At 73.1% G+C, this 16586-nt stretch carries 15 protein-coding genes; 5 read left to right on the top strand and 10 right to left on the bottom strand.

What is annotated here, in order from left to right; genetic code table 11:
- Positions 1–44 precede the first annotated feature (44 nt).
- The 3 genes from C8E84_RS17645 to C8E84_RS06655 all read left to right on the top strand — a co-directional run bounded on the left by C8E84_RS17645 (position 45) and on the right by C8E84_RS06655 (position 2372).
- Positions 45–206, top strand: coding sequence for a DUF5679 domain-containing protein (locus C8E84_RS17645; RefSeq protein WP_170296269.1), 162 nt, complete (start codon positions 45–47; stop codon positions 204–206).
- 220 nt (positions 207–426) lie between these two features.
- Positions 427–1038: a hypothetical protein gene (locus tag C8E84_RS06650; RefSeq protein WP_159900556.1), complete on the top strand. Its 612-nt coding sequence runs from the start codon at positions 427–429 to the stop codon at positions 1036–1038.
- A complete protein-coding gene (locus tag C8E84_RS06655) occupies positions 1035–2372 on the top strand; it encodes an ABC1 kinase family protein (RefSeq protein ID WP_159900558.1) in 1338 nt (445 codons plus the stop codon). The genes C8E84_RS06650 and C8E84_RS06655 overlap by 4 nt, the downstream gene beginning before the upstream one ends.
- A gap of 11 nt (positions 2373–2383) precedes the next feature.
- On the opposite strand, the gene C8E84_RS06660 is transcribed toward C8E84_RS06655, so the two are convergent.
- From C8E84_RS06660 to C8E84_RS06680, 6 genes are all read right to left on the bottom strand, one after another.
- Complete coding sequence (locus C8E84_RS06660; RefSeq protein ID WP_159900560.1) at positions 2384–2611, bottom strand: hypothetical protein; 228 nt, start codon at positions 2609–2611, stop codon at positions 2384–2386.
- Between the two features lie 5 nt (positions 2612–2616).
- A complete protein-coding gene (locus C8E84_RS06665; protein ID WP_159900562.1) occupies positions 2617–3189 on the bottom strand; it encodes an HhH-GPD-type base excision DNA repair protein in 573 nt (190 codons plus the stop codon).
- A gap of 169 nt (positions 3190–3358) precedes the next feature.
- Entirely contained in the window at positions 3359–3490 is a 132-nt protein-coding gene (locus C8E84_RS18340; protein ID WP_281348919.1) for a hypothetical protein, read from the bottom strand.
- A 35-nt stretch (positions 3491–3525) separates the two neighbouring features.
- Complete coding sequence (locus C8E84_RS06670) at positions 3526–3810, bottom strand: WhiB family transcriptional regulator (RefSeq protein WP_159904582.1); 285 nt, start codon at positions 3808–3810, stop codon at positions 3526–3528.
- 256 nt (positions 3811–4066) lie between these two features.
- A complete protein-coding gene (locus C8E84_RS06675; protein ID WP_159900564.1) occupies positions 4067–4306 on the bottom strand; it encodes a hypothetical protein in 240 nt (79 codons plus the stop codon).
- Positions 4307–4463: 157 nt separating this feature from the next.
- On the bottom strand, positions 4464–6599 hold the full coding sequence (locus C8E84_RS06680; RefSeq protein WP_159900566.1) for an ATP-dependent DNA helicase UvrD2: 2136 nt from the start codon (positions 6597–6599) through the stop codon (positions 4464–4466).
- Between the two features lie 131 nt (positions 6600–6730).
- Between C8E84_RS06680 and C8E84_RS06685 the strand changes: the two genes are divergently transcribed.
- Positions 6731–7000, top strand: coding sequence for a mycoredoxin (locus C8E84_RS06685; protein ID WP_159900568.1), 270 nt, complete (start codon positions 6731–6733; stop codon positions 6998–7000).
- Between the two features lie 14 nt (positions 7001–7014).
- Here C8E84_RS06685 and nudC read toward each other — a convergent pair whose 3' ends face one another.
- The gene (gene nudC / locus C8E84_RS06690) at positions 7015–7968 is read right to left on the bottom strand and encodes an NAD(+) diphosphatase (protein WP_246196826.1); all 954 of its coding nucleotides are present in this window, start codon (positions 7966–7968) and stop codon (positions 7015–7017) included.
- 41 nt (positions 7969–8009) lie between these two features.
- Between nudC and C8E84_RS06695 the strand changes: the two genes are divergently transcribed.
- Positions 8010–9320, top strand: coding sequence for a phosphotransferase (locus C8E84_RS06695; RefSeq protein ID WP_159900572.1), 1311 nt, complete (start codon positions 8010–8012; stop codon positions 9318–9320).
- Here C8E84_RS06695 and C8E84_RS06700 read toward each other — a convergent pair.
- The 3 genes from C8E84_RS06700 to C8E84_RS06710 all read right to left on the bottom strand — a co-directional run bounded on the left by C8E84_RS06700 (position 9286) and on the right by C8E84_RS06710 (position 16476).
- Positions 9286–12582: an ATP-dependent helicase gene (locus C8E84_RS06700; protein WP_159900574.1), complete on the bottom strand. Its 3297-nt coding sequence runs from the start codon at positions 12580–12582 to the stop codon at positions 9286–9288. The genes C8E84_RS06695 and C8E84_RS06700 overlap by 35 nt on opposite strands.
- A complete protein-coding gene (locus C8E84_RS06705; protein ID WP_159900576.1) occupies positions 12579–15662 on the bottom strand; it encodes an ATP-dependent helicase in 3084 nt (1027 codons plus the stop codon). The genes C8E84_RS06700 and C8E84_RS06705 overlap by 4 nt, the downstream gene beginning before the upstream one ends.
- A 151-nt stretch (positions 15663–15813) precedes the next feature.
- A complete protein-coding gene (locus tag C8E84_RS06710; protein ID WP_159900578.1) occupies positions 15814–16476 on the bottom strand; it encodes a dihydrofolate reductase family protein in 663 nt (220 codons plus the stop codon).
- Between the last annotated feature and the right edge of the window lie 110 nt (positions 16477–16586).

A 16586-nucleotide genomic window follows, 5' to 3' on the forward strand; every position in this document is an offset into this window, starting at 1 on the left:
CGACGCGGCTGCCCCAGCCGGGTGTCGACGACAAGGAGAGACTCATGGCTGACGAGACCTACAAGGGCGAGTTCTACTGCGTGAAGTGCAAGGAGAAGCGCGAGGCCGAGGGCAAGGTCGTCGTCTCCGAGAACGGCCGCCGGATGGCAAAGGGTGTGTGCCCGGTCTGTGGCACCAACCTCAACCGCATCCTCGGCAAGGCCTGAGCGAACCTCCGCACGCGGCCCCGGTCCCCGGTGGGACCGGGGCCGCGTGCTGTCGCTGGGTCGCGCTCGGGCAGGGCTACGGGACGAACAGCCTGTGGACGACGGTTTTCGGCCGCCGGGGCAGGGCAGGATGGCACCGGCGATCGGGATGAAACCGGTCGGGGTGGCACCGATCGGGGTGACACCGGTCGGGGTCACTGGGGTCAGGTCGGGGGTGGAGATGCAGGGACGGTCGCGGGCCGGGCACGTCGTCGTCGACGGAACCGGCCTCTTCGCGGACGAGCTCGTGGCGCAGTTGCGCCGCTGCGAGGTGCCGGTCGTCGGGGGCGCACACGCCGCGGACGGGGCCGAGCTCGCGCTGGCCCAGGGCGAGCCGGCACCGGCGGCGGTCGTGATCGTCGCCCGTGATCGCCCCCCTCGCTGGGCGGGCACCCCGTGGCAGGCCCGCGGTACCCCGCACCTGCCGCTGGTGGTCGGTGCCGGCCGGGTCGTCGTGGGCCCGCTCGTCCTCCCGGGCAGCACGGCGTGCCTGCGCTGCTGCGCCGACGCCTGGGGCGACGCCTCGGGCGGCTCGTCAGCACGCACTCAGGGGGCCGCTCGACGACCCGGTGCCGACGGCATCCGGCCCGGCCACCCGGCATCCGACACGCCGTCGGGCACGGTGGTCCTGGCCTGCGCGGTGGCCACCGTCATCGTCCTCACGACCCTGCGAGGAGACGTGTCACTGGGCGGGATCTCGACCGAGATCGGCCTCGCCGATGTGAGCCTGACCCATCGTCTGTGGAACGTGCGTGCCGACTGTGGGTGTGCGCGGGTGAGAATGGCGGGGTGACCGACATCCCGCGGAGCTCCATCGCCCGCACCGCCAAGCTCGTCGGGCTGCCCCTGGGGCACGCCGGCCGGGTAGCCATGGGCGTGGGCAAGCGGGTCGGTGGGCGACCGGCGGAGGCCGTCGCCGCCGAGCTGCAGGCCCGAACGGCCGAGCAGCTGTTCTCCGTGCTCGGGCAGCTCAAGGGCGGTGCGATGAAGTTCGGCCAGGCCCTGTCGGTCATGGAGGCCGCGATGCCCGAGGAGCTGGCCGGCCCGTACCGGGCCACGCTGACCAAGCTCCAGGAGTCCGGCCCGCCGATGGGTGCCGACCGGGTGCACGAGATCCTCGCCCGCGAGCTCGGCCCCCGCTGGGCCAGCACCAAGCTCGTCGAGTTCGACGACGTCCCCGCCGCGGCTGCCTCCATCGGCCAGGTGCACAAGGGGGTCTGGCGCGACGGCCGCGAGGTCGCCGTCAAGATCCAGTACCCGGGGGCAGCCGAGGCCCTGCTCTCCGACCTCAACCAGATCTCGCGGGTGGCCCGGATGGCCGGGTCGTGGGTGCCCGGCATCGACATCAAGCCGATCATGGCCGAGCTCAAGGCCCGCATGAGCGAAGAGCTCGACTACCACCTCGAGGCGCGCAACCAGCGGCACTTCGCCAACGCCTTCCGCGGCGACGAGGACGTCCTGATCCCCGAGGTGCTGGTCGACTCCACCCACGTCATCGTCACCGAGTGGATCGACGGCACCCCCCTCGCCAGCGTCATCGCGAACGGCACCCCGCAGGAGCGCGACGAGGCCGCGACCCTCTACCTCGAGTTCCTCCTGCGCGCCCCGAACCGGGCTCGCATGCTGCACGCCGACCCCCACCCCGGCAACTTCCGGATCACCGACGACGGCCGGCTCGCGGTGTTCGACTTCGGTGCCGTCAACCGGTTGCCGCACGGCCTGCCGTCGTCGCTGGGCCGGGTGCTCACCGAGGCCCTGGCTGGTGACGCCGTGGCCTTGGAGGCCGTGCTGCGCCGGGAGGGTTTCATCCGCAAGGGCATCGACATCGACCCCGACGCGTTGCTCGAGTACCTCACACCCCTGGTGGAACCCCTCCTGCACGACCAGTTCACGCCGACCCGCGAGTGGCTGCGCGGTGCCGCGGCCACCTTGCAGGACCCCCGCCGCCCTCAGTTCCTCATCGGCCTCAAGCTCAACCTGCCGCCGGAGTACCTGCTCATCCACCGGGTGTGGCTCGGCGGCATCGGTGTGCTCAGCCAGATCGGCGGCACCGTGCCGCTGCGCGAACTCGTCTGCGCGCACCTGTCCGGCATCGACGAGTCACGGCTGCCCCCCTCGCCCAGCTGAGCAGACCCGCCTCACCACCAGGACGAGTCGAGCTTGCCCTCGATGCTGCGCAGGAACCGGCGACTGCACTGCTCGCAGGTCCAGGTGTCTCGCCCGTTCTCGACTCCCCGGGCCCAGGTGATCCGGGCCAGGGAGAGCGCCTCGGCGCCGTCGGGGGTGGCGCCGCACGACGTACAGACGATGTCGGATGCCGGCCGGCCGGCATCCGCCGTCGGTGCGGTGTCGTCGTGCCCAGCCATCGGGCTCAGGCCCCGGCCCTGGCGGCCGCCTTGGCGGCCTTCTTGAAGTCGCGCACCTTCTGCAGCGACTCGGCATCGACGACGTCGGCCACCGAGCGGAAGGAGCCCGGCTCGGCGTAGGCGCCGCACACCTCCTGCCAGCCGTCAGGGCGCACGGCGAGCTGCTTGCCGAGCAGCGCGGTGAAGATCTTGGCCTTCTGCTCGCCGAATCCGGGCAGCGCCTTGAGCCGCGCGAACAGGTCCGTGCCGGTCGTCGCGGTGCTCCAGATGGTCGAGGCGTCGCCGGCGTACTCGTCGCGCACGACGACGGCGAGGGCCTGGATGCGCCCGGCCATCGAGCGGCCGTAGCGGTGCACGGCCGGCGGGGTCGCGCACAGGTCGGCGAAGGGTTCGGGGTCCGCGGCGGCGATCGCGGCCGGCTCGAGGGTGCCGAACCGCTCGAGCACCTTGGCGGGGCCGGCGAAGGCGCGTTCCATGGGGAACTGCTGGTCGAGCAGCATGCCGGTGAGCAGGGCGAACGGGTCCTGCGAGAGGACGCGGTCGGCGCTCGGGTCCTGGGCGATCGTCAGCGAAGCCATGACGACAGCCTAGCCAGCACCTCGACGCCGACCGCGCGCCAGAAGTCGGGCCCGGCCAGTGGCGGGACCGACGCGGCCGCCGGGGCCGCCGAGGTCGAGGTGACACCGCCCGCGAATCCGCGCGGTATCACCTCGACCTGGTGTCGGGATGGGTGGGTGGACTGGGAGGTCATCGCACGTGGCTGTGGATGACCGCCCGCAGCTGCTCGCGCTCGGCCGCGGCCTGCACCTGACGCTGCGCCTCGTGGACGCGGCGCTGGTGCGCGGTGCGACGGATGCGCTGCATGCGTCGGAAGTACATCGAAATCTCCTGGTGGTCGAGGGTGACTGGTCGCCTCAGGCGGCGACGTCGGTCTTGCGGGGGCGTCCGCGAGGACGCTTGCGGGCGACGATGGCGCCCTGGACGAAGAGCTCTCCGCCCCAGACACCCCACGGCTCACGCCGGTCGAGCGCCCCGGAGAGGCACACGTCCCGAGCCGGGCAGGTGCCGCAGAGGGCCTTGGCGAACTCGACGCCGTCGGGGGTGTCGGCGAACCACAGCTCGGCGTCGTTCTCCCGGCAGGGGATGGCTTCGCCGAGGGCGTCGGACGCCTCGTGCAGGTCGAGCAACTGGGTCAGCATCTTCGGGGTGTCACCTCCTTGGTCGACGGGCCGGGTGCGGCTCGTCGTCGTCTCGGTGCGCCGGGTGTGGCGCGGGGTCGTGGGGCGATCGGTGTCGATCCGATCTGCGGTGGTGGTCATGGCGGTGGCCTCGGGTGTGGTCTGGGTGTGGGTGGTTGCGAGTGGTGCCAGCGGGCGTGAGTGGTGTCAGCGGGAATGACGAAGGCCGCGGATCCCGTGTGGGTTCCGCGGCCTTGAGGTGACCTGTCGTCAGATGTCAGACAGGTGGGGCCTCAAGGCGGGGGTACCCGAACGGCTCGGCGGGGGCGTTGCCCAGGACGGCGAACACACCGGCGACGACCTTGTCGTCACGGGTGGCGCTGCCGGCGTAGGACACAGTGCGCCCCTGGTCGGAGCCGAAGGTGCCTGCGTGAGCGGTGTTGGCGCTGCGCCAGGGACGCGCGCAGATCTCGCGGACAGCGTTCATCGTCAGGTCCTTGGTCATCGTCGTCTCCATCAGGGCCAACCCTCCTCACTGAACTCGCGGTGTGCGTACACCCGACCGGGCGCACGCGTGTCAGGTTAGGTGAGCCCTCCCAGCCAGGGCAACGCATTTATCGACAGGCCACGCGTGAAGCAGCCGCCACCAAGTCGAAAAGTATTGCCGCACAGGGCTATTGGGCTTCAGAAAATTCTTCGAGAAGGCTCAGCACGGCGGCTCCGTAGCGCTCGAGCTTGGCCGGTCCGACGCCGGTGATCCGCGACAACGCGGCGACGTCCCGCGGCACCTTCTCGGCGATCGCGGTCAGCGTCGCGTCGGTGAACACGACGAAGGCAGGGACATCAGCCTCCCGGGCGGTGTCAAGGCGCCACTCGCGCAGGGCCTCGAAGAGCCGCTCGTCCATCGTGGGCGGGCAGGTCGAGCACCGTCCGATGGTCCGTTCGCGCGCCGTCCCCAGATCAGCACCGCACGCGCGGCACGTCGAGCGGACCGCCGGCTTGCCCTTGCCGCCACCGGACCCGCCACCCGTTCCGGGCGCCTTGCGTCGCCGAGCCTGCGACCGGGCACCGTCGCCGAGCACGCTCGATGTGCCGTCGAGGAACCGGGAGGGGCGTCGCGTCGCCTTCGCCCCGGGGGTGCGGGCCCCTGCGTAGGACAGCACGAGTCGCTCGCGGGCTCGGGTGACACCGACGTAGAGCAGGCGCCGCTCCTCCTCGACGGCCTCCGGGGTGTCGGCCATGGTGATCGGGAGCAACCCGTCGGAGCAGCCGACGAGGAACACCGTGTCCCACTCGAGCCCCTTGGCGGCGTGGAAGGACGCCAGGGTCACCCCCTGCACCGTCGGCGCGTGGCTGGCCGCGGCCCGTTCCTCGAGCTCACGCACGAGGGCCGGCATCCGCGCCTGTGGGTCGGTCGCGAAGACGTCGTCGGCAAGACCGGCGAGCGCGGCGAGCGACTCCCAGCGCTCACGGGCCGCTCCCCCGCTCGTGGGCGCCTCCCGGGACCAGCCGGCCCCGAGCAGCACGTCACGGGCAAGGTCGGGCAGCGGCACCGACCCGTCGTCGGAGCGCGCCGCGCCCCGCATGAGCACCACGGCGTCGCGCACCTCCTTGCGGGAGAAGAAGCGTTCGCCGCCACGCACGAGGTAGGGGATGCCGCGCTCGGCCAGGGCCGACTCGAAGGCCTCGCTCTGGCCGTTGGTGCGAAAGAGCACGGCCACCTCCGAGGGTGGGTGCCCGGCATCCAGCAACGACGCGATGCGCGTCGCGACCGCCGCCGCCTCGTCGGGGTCGTTGTCGGCCACGACGAGCTCGGGCACGGGCCCGTCGGCGCGCTGCGCCCGCAGCTCGACCGAGCCGGATCGGCGCTGCCCTCCCGGGCCGCGCAGGACGAGGTTGGCGAGGGTGACCACCTGCGGGGTGGAGCGGTAGTTGCGCACGAGCTCGACGGTGCGGGCGTCGGGGTGGCGGGTGCGGAACGAGAGCAGGTGCTGGGGCGAGGCGCCGGTGAAGGAGTAGATCGTCTGCGCCGGGTCCCCGACGACGCAGATGTCTCGCCGCTCCCCCAGCCACAGGTCGAGCAGGGTCTGCTGGAGGCGGTTGACGTCCTGGTACTCGTCGACGACGAAGTGCCGGTACTGGTTGCGCACCGCCCGGGCCACTTCCTCGTGCTCGCGCAGGATGCCCACCATGAGGAGCAGGACGTCCTCGAAGTCGATGACGCCGCGGTCGGTCTTGACCTCCTCATAGGCCGCGATGAGCCGGGCCATCGCCGTGGCGTCCAGACCGGCCGGGGGCTCACGTCGCGCTGCGCTGGCCGCTGCCGCGTAGGAGTCGGGAGTCAGCAGCGACACCTTCGACCACTCGATCTCCGAGGACAGGTCGCGGATGGCGGGGCCGTCAAGGCGCAACCGCAGGCGGGAACCGGCCTCGGCGACGGCGCTGGCCTTGTGCGGCATCACCTCCGGCGACGCTCCTCCGATCGCCTGGGGCCAGAAGTAGTGCAGCTGGCGCAGGGATGCCGCGTGGAAGGTACGGGCCTGGACCCCGCCCACCCCGAGGTCACGAAGGCGGGTGCGCATCTCACCAGCGGCCCGGGCCGTGAAGGTGACGGCCAGCACCCGCTGGGCTTGGTACACCCCGGACAGCACCCCGTACGCGATGCGGTGGGTGATGGCCCGGGTCTTGCCCGTGCCGGCGCCCGCGAGCACGCACATCGGGCCGCTCGGGTGGGCCGCGACCTCGCGCTGCTCGGGGTCGAGTGCATCGAGGACCGCGTCGGCTCCGGGGTGCACTGGCAGGCTGCTCATCGCCCCTGATCCTAGGTGGGGCCACCGACGAGGCCGGGATCGGCGGGGACCGCCGCGAGAACCGGGAAGGATCGGCTGCGGTGCGACGTTCACCACCACCGAGCCCACCCGTTCACCACCGAAGGACCACGATGAGCGACGCCGCCGTCACCCACCTGCCCGCGCCGGGCACCGTCACGATGTTCACGACGACCTGGTGCGGCTACTGCCGCCGCCTGAAGTCGCAGATGGAGCGCGAGGGCATCTCCTTCACCGAGGTCGACATCGAGCACGAACCCGGCACCGCCGAGTTCGTCATGTCGGTCAACGGCGGGAACCAGACGGTGCCGACCCTGCTCTTCGCCGACGGCAGCGCCGCGACCAACCCGACCATCGCGCAGGTGCGGTCCCGCCTCACCTGACCCCCGGCATCCGGTCAGCGCAGGGGGAGCTCCGGTGAGTCGAGCGGCCCGCCGAACCAGTGCTCGATGATCCGCCGCGAGATCGACAACCGCCCCGAGATGACGACCGAGCCGTCCGCGAGCGCCGCCACGAGGTCGTCGCGGGTGAACCATCGCGCGGCCTCGATCTCCTCCGCCTGCAGGTGCAGGTCGGTGTCGAGAGCGCGCGCGGTGAACCCGAGCATCAGTGACGACGGGAACGGCCAGGGCTGGTCGCCGAGGTAGGTGACGTCGGTGACGGCCACCCCGACCTCCTCGAGGACCTCACGGGCCACGGCCGCCGCGAGGCTCTCACCCGGCTCGACGAACCCAGCCAGCACCGACATCCCGTTGCCCCGAAACCCCCGGCCCCGCGCGAGCAGCAACCGGTCGTCGGCATCCACGACCGCCATGATGACCGCCATGTCGGTGCGCGGGTAGTGATCGCTGGAGTCCGCCGGGCACCGCCGGATCCACCCGGCCAGCACCGGTTCGGTCGGCGTGCCGCAGCGCGGGCAGTGGGTGTGGGTGCGGTGCCAGTTCGCGAGCGCCAGCGTGGTCACGAGCGCGTGCGCGTCGAGGTCGGCCAGGGTGGCACCGACCTGGCGCAGCGTGCGCCACGCCTCGTCGCCCTCGATGGATGCCGTGAGGTCGTCGGCGACGACGCCGACGTACGAGACTCCCCCGGCATCCCCGAGGTAGAGGCCCAGCCGGTCGAGGTCGTGCGGGGTCGGCGCGTCGAACACCACCCGGGTCACCTCGTCGGTGCCGTCAGCGGCGCGGCCACCGGCGATGACGGCGGCCCGGTCACCGACCAGTCGCAGCACGCGGGTGTCGCCGTCGGCCAACAGCCGGGTCAGCAGGGACGGGTCAGCCCGCAGGTCGCCGCGACGGTCGAGGACGGACCGGCTGAGGGCGAGGTCGGGCAGGATCGCGGCACGGTCGGGCACGCGTCCCAGCCTATGGGGGGTCGAGCGCATACCGTGGGGCCGTGGACCGCAGCCCCGCCTATCTCGCCGCTCTCGCCAGCGCCGCGGTCTCCGGGCTCGACCCGGTGAGCGTGGAGGCCCTGTCGAGCACTCCGGACCAGTCCTTCGACGTCGCGTTCATCCAGGACACCGAGCACCGCAGATGGGTCGTGCGGGTACCCCGCAGCGACGTCGCGGGTGCCGAGATGGACCGCACCATCGCCCTGCTGGCCCTGCTCGGCCGACGGCTGCCGTTCGCGGTTCCTGCTCCGAAGGGCTTCGTCGCCCTCGCCGAGGGCGGGCGGGCCGCCGTATACCCGTACCTGCCCGGGCACAACCTCGACTTCGCCGAGTTGCCGGCCGGCCCCGGCCTGGCCGCTGAGCTGGGCCGGGCCATCGCCGCCCTGCACAACACCGACCCGGCCATCTACGACGAGGCGGGCCTGCCGTCGTACGACGCCGACGCCTACCGCAGCCGCCGTCTCGCCGAGCTCGACCGGGCCGCCGAGACCGGGCGCGTGCCGACGACGCTGTTGACCCGGTGGGAGAAGGCCCTCGAGGACGTCACCCTCTGGCGGTTCGCGCCGACCGCGACGCACGGGGACCTCACCGGCGACCAGGTGCTGGCCGTGTTCACCGACGACTCCGACGCGTCGACGGGCACCATCCGAGCCCTGACCGGCTGGGAGGACGCCAAGGTCGCCGACCCTGCCGACGACTTCGCCCCCCTCGTCGCGGACGCGAGCCCCGAGGCCGTCGAGACCGTGCTCGAGGCCTACGCCCACGCCCGGGTGGAACGCCCCGACACCAACCTCATCGTGCGCGCCCGCCTCGTCGCCGAACTCGGCCTGCTCGGCACCCTCATGACCGCCCTGTCCCGCAAGGACGCCGGTGCCGTCGAGGTGCTGACGACCCAGCTTCGTCGCCTCGACGACGCCGTCCACGCCGGCGAGGAACCCGACGACTACCGCCGGACCTCCTTGGCGCCGATCGGCATCCGGACGCGCCCGACCCCACCGCCGGCACTCGTCGTCGACGATGACGACGAGGAACTGCCCGGGCTCGTGGAGACGGACCGTGACGACCCGGTCGCCGTTCCCGTCGCCGTTTCCGTTGCCGAGGGCGACGACGTCCCGGCGTGGCTCGAGCTGGACCCCGCCGAGGACCACGCGCCGGCCGACGACGCGCCGACCGAGGATGCCGCTTCGGCCGAGACCGACGACGAGCCCGACGCCGATCCCGCCTCCGAAGAGCCCAGCCCTGACGAGCCCCGCTCGGACGAGACCAGCTCAGACGAGGTCAGCCCGGACGGGCAGCGCTCAGCACCGCAGTGATCTCGTCGACCCCCGGCAGGTCCGGCCAGGTCGTCTCACCGGTCGCGGCGTGGAAGAACGCGCCGCGCACCCGCTCGATCGGCACCCCGCGCACTCGCGCCCACGCGATGCGGTAGGCCGCGAGCTGAAGCGTTCGCGCTGACGCCCGGGCTCCGCTCGGCGCCGCCCCGGTCTTCCAGTCGACGACGACCCACGAGGGCTGTCCGTCGTCGCCGACATCCTCGAAGACGGCGTCGATGCGGCCGCGCACGGCGATGCCGTCGAGCACGGTCTCGACGCTCGTCTCGACCTCGACCGGGGTGCGATCAGCCCACTCGCTCGCGCTGAAGCTGGCCCGCAGCGCGGCGAGGTCGTCGTCGACGGCTCCGTCGTCGGCCGACCCCGGCAGCTCGTCGATGTCGACGAACGCTGCCCGGGCGTAGTGCTCCTCGACCCAGGCGTGGAAGGTCGTCCCACGGCGCGCCGACAGGGCCGGCGGGGTCGGCATGGGGCGCCGCAGGTCGAGGGTGAAGCGAGTGGCGTCCTCGGCGAGCGCGACGAGGGCCGAGGTTGACAGGTGCGCGGGCAGGACGACGTCCACGTCAGCGCCGCGACCGCGTGCAGCCCGCTCGGCGAGCAGGATGCTCACCTCGTCGTCCCACGGCGAGGAGGGCACGGCCACCCGGGAACCGTCCGGTTCCTGCGAGAGGGTGGCCACGGCATCCGCGATGGCTCGTGCGGGCTCGAGCAGTGCCTGCCTGCGGGCCACGTGGTCCTGCGTCGGCCAGGCGACGTTCACCTGCTCGGCCGTTCGCGGGTTCTGCGGCTTGGGATCAACCGGCGGCAGGTCGACCCACGGGCCGGACGCCGGCGCGAGCCCCTGTTCACGCACCTCGAGCAGGAAGCGGGACGTCAGCCGCGGGGTGCCGGCCGTGCCCCATACGTGGCTGGTCAGCAGCAGGTCGTGACGCGCACGGGTAAAGGCGACGTACGCCAGCCGCCGTTCCTCGAGGATGCCGTGGGCCGCCACCGCGCCCCTGAAGCGGTGGTACTCACCGGAGGCACCGGCGATGGAGTCCCAGGTGTGCGGGCCGCGCCAGGAGAAGCAGGGCAGGCCGTCGGCGTCACCGCGCAGGTCGTAGGGAAGGGTCGCGAGGCCCGCCAGCCAGCCCTTGTCCGTGGGGGTCGAGTGGTTCCACGAGCCGTCCTTGACGGTCGTCGAGGTGCCGGAGTGGGCCGGGAACGACGACTCCACGAGCCCCGGGACGGCCACGACGTCCCACTCCAGCCCCTTGGCCGCATGCACGGTCATCACCTGCACGGCATCGGGGCGTGCCTCGACCCAGCCCAGGTCGAGGCCGCGCTCCTCGTCGACGGCCGCGTCGAGCCACGTGAGGAACCCGCCGAGGGTCGAGCGGTCCGCGCTGGCGGCGAAGGTCGCCGCGACGTCGGCAAAGGCGTCGAGGTGGGCACGGGCGGCGCCCGGGCTCCAGGTGGTGCGGGCCAGCACCTCGATGTCGAGACCGAGAGCCACCTCCGCCTCGGCGGCCAGCTCGGCCAGGCCCAGGCCGGTGAGGGCGCGCAGGTGCCGCACGGTGGCGCCGAGGCCCTCGAGTCGGGTGAGGGCCGTGGGCGACAGCGACTGACCCTCCGGCCCGACCCAGGTGGCGGGGGGCAGGTCATCGAGTGCCTCGACGATGCTGGCCTGCTCGCTGGCGTCGCGCGCGAGGTCGGTGCGCCGCCGGTCCCGGCCGGTGCGCTGCCGCTCTCGGGCCCAGGCACCGAGACCGTCGAGGTCGGCCGCACCGAGGCGGCACGACGGCCCCGTCAGCAGGCGCATCAACCGGTCACCACGACTCGGGTCCTGCACGACCCAGAGCAGGGCGACGAGGTCAGCGACCTCCGGCGTGTGCAGCAACCCACCGAGACCCACGACCTCGTAGGGGATGTCGCGCTCCTCCAACGCCTCGATGACCGGGTCGAACTGGGAGCGTTTGCGGCACAGCACGGCCGCTGTCGTGCGCCCCGGCCGACGGAGCCGGGCCCGCACCCAGTCGGCGACGTGCGCGGCCTCGCCCTCCAGCGTCGACAACCGGGCCGTCGCGACGTGCCCGGGGCCGGCCTCCGCGCGGGCTCCGAGCCGGCGTACCGGCACCGACGTCGCCCGCGTCAGCGGCTGCGCGACGTGGTTCGCGACGTCGAGCACCGCCTGGTCGTTGCGCCAGCTCGTCGACAGCGGGAGCACCTGCGTCGAGCCGGCATCGTCGACGAAGTCGACCCGGAAGCGGTGCAGCGTCGTCGAGCTCGCGCCACGCCAGCCGTAGATCGACTGGTGGGGGTCGCCGACGGCGGTGACCGGCACCGCCGCGCCGGGAGCGACGAACAGCGACCGCAGCAGCTGGAGCTGGGCCTCGGAGGTGTCCTGGAACTCATCGAGCAGCACTGCGCGGAACCGGGACCGCTCGCCGGCCCCGACCTGCGGCACCGTCATCGCGACGCGCGCGGCGAGCTGCACCTGGTCGGCAAAGTCCATGCTGTCGCGCGCGCGCTTGAGGGCCTGGAAGTGCGTGATCAGCGGCAGGATCGCGCGCCGCTCGCGCAGCACGGCGATGGTGTCCTTGACCTCCTTGGGGAAGGCCTTCTTCGTCGAGGCCTCACCCCGTGGGATGGCCTCGAGGGCGGCGACCACCTCGTCGAGGTGCGCGGCCACGGCATCCACGTCGACGAGGTGCTCAGCCATCTCACCGGCGAGGTCGACCACCGCGGTCGTCACGGTCGACTCCGCCTTCTCGACCCCGTCCATGGGCCCGTCGTAGGCGACGACCGCCTCGTGGGCCACCTGCCAGGCGGCGGCCTCGCTGAGCAGACGGCTCTCGGCCTCCACCCCGAGGCGGACGCCGTGCTCGCGCACGATCCGGCCCGCATAGGCGTGATAGGTCGACACCGTCGGGGCGTCGTCGAGCACGGCGGCGCCGTCCTCCTCCTGCGGCACCCAGATGCCGGCCTCGCGCAGGGTGGTCAGGCGCGCGGAGAGCCGCTCCGACAGCTCGCCGGCGGCCTTGCGGGTGAAGGTCAACCCCAGCACCTCATCGGGGCGCACGAGGTTGTTGGCGACCAGCCACACCACCCGTGCCGCCATCGTCTCGGTCTTGCCCGAGCCCGCTCCGGCGACGACGAGCAGGGGGCGCAACGGGGCCTCGATGACGGCGGTCTGCTCCGGCGTCGGGGTGTGCTGACCCAGCGCGTGCGCGAGCGCGACGGCACTCCACCGCGGCGCCGTCACAGCCGCCTCCCCTCGGCCAGGGCCGGGCAGGAGTCCTTGACCTGGCAGGTGCCGCACTGCTTCGTCCCGGGGGTGGCGGAGAAGACGGCGCCGGACATCTCGTGCGCCACCTGCTCGACGAGGTCGTGGGCCCACTGCGGGTCGTCGTCGGCGTCGAGCGGCTGCTGGACCTGCACGGTGGTGGTGAGATTCGCGGCCTTGCCCAGGTGGAGCAGCGCTGCCCCGCCCGGCTCTGTGCCGACCTCGGGCAGGGCCCCGTGCTGCACCGCGAGCTGGTAGGCACCGAGCTGACCGTGCCGGGACACCTCGGCGACCGTCGGCTTGCTGGCCCCGGTCTTGAGGTCGACGATGCGCACCTGACCGGTGGGCGACACCTCGACACGGTCGACCCGACCGGTGATGCGGGCCCGTCCGATCACTGCCTCGATGCGGGCCTCGGAGGCCGCCCGGCGCCAACCGACGGCATCCGATTCGGTGATGTAGCGCGCCAGCCGGTCGGTCATCGCGGTCGCCTGGGCCAGGCTGCGACGGCTGAGCCAGCCCGGGGCGAGCCCGAGCCGACCCCACCGCGCCTCGACCTGCGCCGCGTAGGTCGCCGCGTCGGTGTCGCCGAGCTCGTGGGCGACGTCGTGCACGAGCGTGCCGATGTCCTGCGCGCCCATCGAGGGCCCGTCGCCGCCCGCGGCCCGCAGCACCCATTGCAGTCGACACCGGATGAACGGGTCGATGGCCGAGGGTGAGATCACGACCGGCGCATCCGGGGCACGGCGCGGGCGGGTGTCGCTGACGTCGCGCAGCGCCCACCACTGCGCGGGGTCGGCACCGGGCACGTGGTGGCTGGCGAGTCGAGCCAGGGTCGTGACCGCGGCGCCTCGGCGGGCCGGGTCCTCCCCGGCGACCTCACGGCGCAGTTCACCGACCAGGCCCGCGAGGGTCAGCGGGCGCGGGACGTCGGTGAAGGTGCGCGGGTGGGGCAGCGGGTCGATGACGTCGAGGAAGGGTGAGGGCTGCTCGTCCTCCCCGCGCACGGCGGTGACGACGAGGTGCGTACGGGCCCGGGTGACGGCGACGTGAAAGAGCCGGGTCTCGTCGTGACGCACCTGCGCCCGCGCCGCCCGGGGGTCATCCCCTCGGCCGGCGAGCAGGTCGACGAGGTCGGTCGAGCCGAGCAACGAGCCGCGCAACCGCAGGTCGGGCCATACCCCCTCCTGGACCCCGGCCACGACGACGAGGTCCCACTCGCGACCGGCGGATGCCGCGGGCGTGAGCAGGGCGACCGACTCACCTGCGGGGGCCCTCGCGACGAGGCTGTCGCCGGCGACGTCCTGACCGAGCACGTGATCGAGGAAGTCAGCCGGGGAGGCACCGGGGAGTCGGTCGACGAAGCGGGCGGCGGCATCGAAGAGCCCGAGCACGGCGTCGAGGTCACGATCGGCGCGCCCACCCGCCGAGCCACCCGCGAGGGCGGCATCGCGCCACGGCTGGGCCAGCCCGCTCGCCGACCACATCCGCCACAGCACGACCTCGACCCCGTCCCCGTCGCGCAGGGCCTCGACCGCGGCGGCCAGCACCCGGTGCACTCGGCGGGCGGGCTGACCCTCGGGGCCGACGTGGTCGAGGGCCCCCGGCGCGAGCACGGCCTCGGCGAGCAGGACGTCGCTCGGTCGGCCACCGCCGCTGTCGAGCTCGAGGCGCCGCAGCGAGCGGCGCAGCCGCCGCAGCGACACGGCATCCGCCCCACCGACCGGGGAGGTGAGGGTGTCGACGACCTGCGCGGGGTCGAGGTGCTCGCCACCGGCGATCACCTCGAGCGCCCAGGTCAGCAGGGTGAGGAAGGGCCGCACGGCGGCCTCGTCGGCCACGGGGAGGTCAGCGGTGGTCGTGTCGACCGGCACGCCGGAACTGCGCAGCACGCGGCGCAGGGTGGCCGTGCGGGACCCGCCGCGCACGATGACGGCCATGCGTGACCACGGCACGCCGTCGATGAGGTGCGCGGTGCGCAGGCGACCCGCGACGTACCCGGCCTCCTGGGATGCCGTGCGCACGAGGTGCGCCTCGACGCGTCCGTCGCGTGGGGCGGGGTCAACGGCCCGATGGGCCGCCCCGCCGACGACGCCGACGTGCCCGACGACCCGGGAGGCCGCGGCGCGAAGCGGTGCTCCTGAACGGTGGCAGGTGCCGAGGGTGAGCGTGTCCGCCTGCGGCCAGGCGGTGAGGAACAGGCGCGGGTCTGCTCCGCGGAAGGTCTCGGTGGCGGCGTCCGGGTCGCCGATGAGCACCAGCCGGGCGGCGCTGGCGGCGATCGTCTCCTGAACCAGCCGCAGCCCCGGCGGGGTCAGCTCATGGGCGTCGTCGACGACGACGAGGCGCAGGTTCGGGGGCAAGGAGGTGGGGTCGTCCACGACGAGGTCGGCGGCGGCGCCGAGGATCCACGCCGGGTCGAAGGCCCCGGCCGCGGACAACGCGGTCACCTCGTCGTACTCGCGCAGGACGTGGGCCGCGGCCACCCACTCGCCGCGACCGTGCTCGTGTCCGAGGGCCGCGAGCGCCTCGGGCTCGAGGCCGAGCTCGACGGCACGCATGAGCAGGTCACGCAGCTCGCGGCGGAAGGTACGGGTCGGCAGGGCGAGGTGGAGCTCGGCGGGCCACTGCGGCGCCGGTGCCGTGCCGTCGGCATGGCCGGCGAGCAGCTCGCCGAGGATCACGTCCTGCTCGGGGCCGCTCAGCAGTCGCGGGGTCGGGTCGCCGGCGAGCGCGGCCGCCTGCCGGAGCAGGCCGAACCCGTAGGACTGGTGCGAGCGCGCCAAGGGAGTGGTCGTGGTGCCGCCGAGGCGAGCCGTGACGGCATCCCGAAGGCGCGCTGCTGCACGTCGGGTCGGGGCGAGCAGCAGGCACTGGTCGGCGGTCAGCCCCTGCGCGACAGCCGCCGCGATGCGCTCGACGGCCACCGTGGACTTGCCGGTGCCGGGCGCCCCGAGCACCCGCACGACGGCAGCCCGGTGCTCGACCGCAGCCTGCTGGGCGCTGTCGAGCACGGTGGCAGCGGCCTCGGCGAGGTCGGGGCGGCGAAGGACGAGCACCCCGGGATTCCACCACGCCCCGCCGACACCCGAGCCGCCGGCAGCCCTTCACCGGTCGAGTGAGCGCAACACGCCGTGCACGCCTCGGTCACCGCGGCATGTTGCGCTCACTCGTCTGGTCCGAACGACCAGCCCGCCAGTACCCGGCTCGTCAGCGGCGCCATAACAGGTGGTGGACCACGCCGCTCGGGCTGGGGACGACCTCGTGGTGGAAACGGTCGTCCAGCTCGTCAGGTGACTCCCACAGGCGCCCGCCCCGCCCGATCTCGACCGGGGCGACCGCGACATGCATCGTGTCGACGAGGTCGGCCTCGAGGAAGGCCCGCACCGTCTTCACCCCGCCGCCGAGGCGCACGTCCTTGCCGTCAGCCGCGACCTTCGCCTGCCGCAGGGCCTCATTCGGGTCGGCGTCGATGAAGTGAAACGTGGTGTCCGACAGTGTGATGCTCGGCCGCACGTGGTGGGTCAGCACGAACACCGGAGTGCGGAACGGCGGCTCTTCACCCCACCAGCCCTGCCACTGAAGGTCCTCCCACGGCCCCTGCTGCGGTCCGAACTTGCCGCGGCCCATGATCTCGGCGCCGATGTTGTTGTGGAAGTCCCGGGTGAAGTAGTCGTCGAGACCACGAGTCCCGCCGGGGTCGGTGCGGCCGGGCCAATGTGCCGTCGCCCCGGCCCACGAGGCCAGCTCGGCCGGGTCTGCGTGCCCGAAGGGTCGCTCGACGCTCTGGCCCTCACCGGTACCGAACCCGTCGGTGGAGAGCATGAAGTTCTGTACCCGCAGCACCTGCGGCCGCGGATCGCCCGTGGTCATGCGGGTCAGTCTCGCGCATCCGGGCCGAGGTTCACCCCGGAAGGTTCAGGTCGACACCAGTAAAGAAGTGGTGCGAAGGTGAAGGTTGCAGCCTCGGGCGAGAAAGTGCG

Source organism: Ornithinibacter aureus (assembly GCF_009858245.1).
Lineage (GTDB): Bacteria > Actinomycetota > Actinomycetes > Actinomycetales > Dermatophilaceae > Fodinibacter > Fodinibacter aureus.

Bases quoted from the DNA above. Each gene is read 5' to 3' on its own strand.
- C8E84_RS17645 (WP_170296269.1), top strand. From the start codon at position 45: ATGGCTGACGAGACCTACAAGGGCGAGTTCTACTGCGTGAAGTGCAAG.
- C8E84_RS18340 (WP_281348919.1), bottom strand. From the start codon at position 3,490: ATGTACTTCCGACGCATGCAGCGCATCCGTCGCACCGCGCACCAGCGC.
- C8E84_RS06670 (WP_159904582.1), bottom strand. From the start codon at position 3,810: ATGCTGACCCAGTTGCTCGACCTGCACGAGGCGTCCGACGCCCTCGGC.
- C8E84_RS06685 (WP_159900568.1), top strand. From the start codon at position 6,731: ATGAGCGACGCCGCCGTCACCCACCTGCCCGCGCCGGGCACCGTCACG.
- C8E84_RS06665 (WP_159900562.1), bottom strand. From the start codon at position 3,189: ATGGCTTCGCTGACGATCGCCCAGGACCCGAGCGCCGACCGCGTCCTC.
- C8E84_RS06680 (WP_159900566.1), bottom strand. From the start codon at position 6,599: ATGAGCAGCCTGCCAGTGCACCCCGGAGCCGACGCGGTCCTCGATGCA.
- C8E84_RS06675 (WP_159900564.1), bottom strand. From the start codon at position 4,306: ATGGAGACGACGATGACCAAGGACCTGACGATGAACGCTGTCCGCGAG.
- C8E84_RS06660 (WP_159900560.1), bottom strand. From the start codon at position 2,611: ATGGCTGGGCACGACGACACCGCACCGACGGCGGATGCCGGCCGGCCG.
- C8E84_RS06650 (WP_159900556.1), top strand. From the start codon at position 427: ATGCAGGGACGGTCGCGGGCCGGGCACGTCGTCGTCGACGGAACCGGC.
- C8E84_RS06710 (WP_159900578.1), bottom strand. From the start codon at position 16,476: ATGACCACGGGCGATCCGCGGCCGCAGGTGCTGCGGGTACAGAACTTC.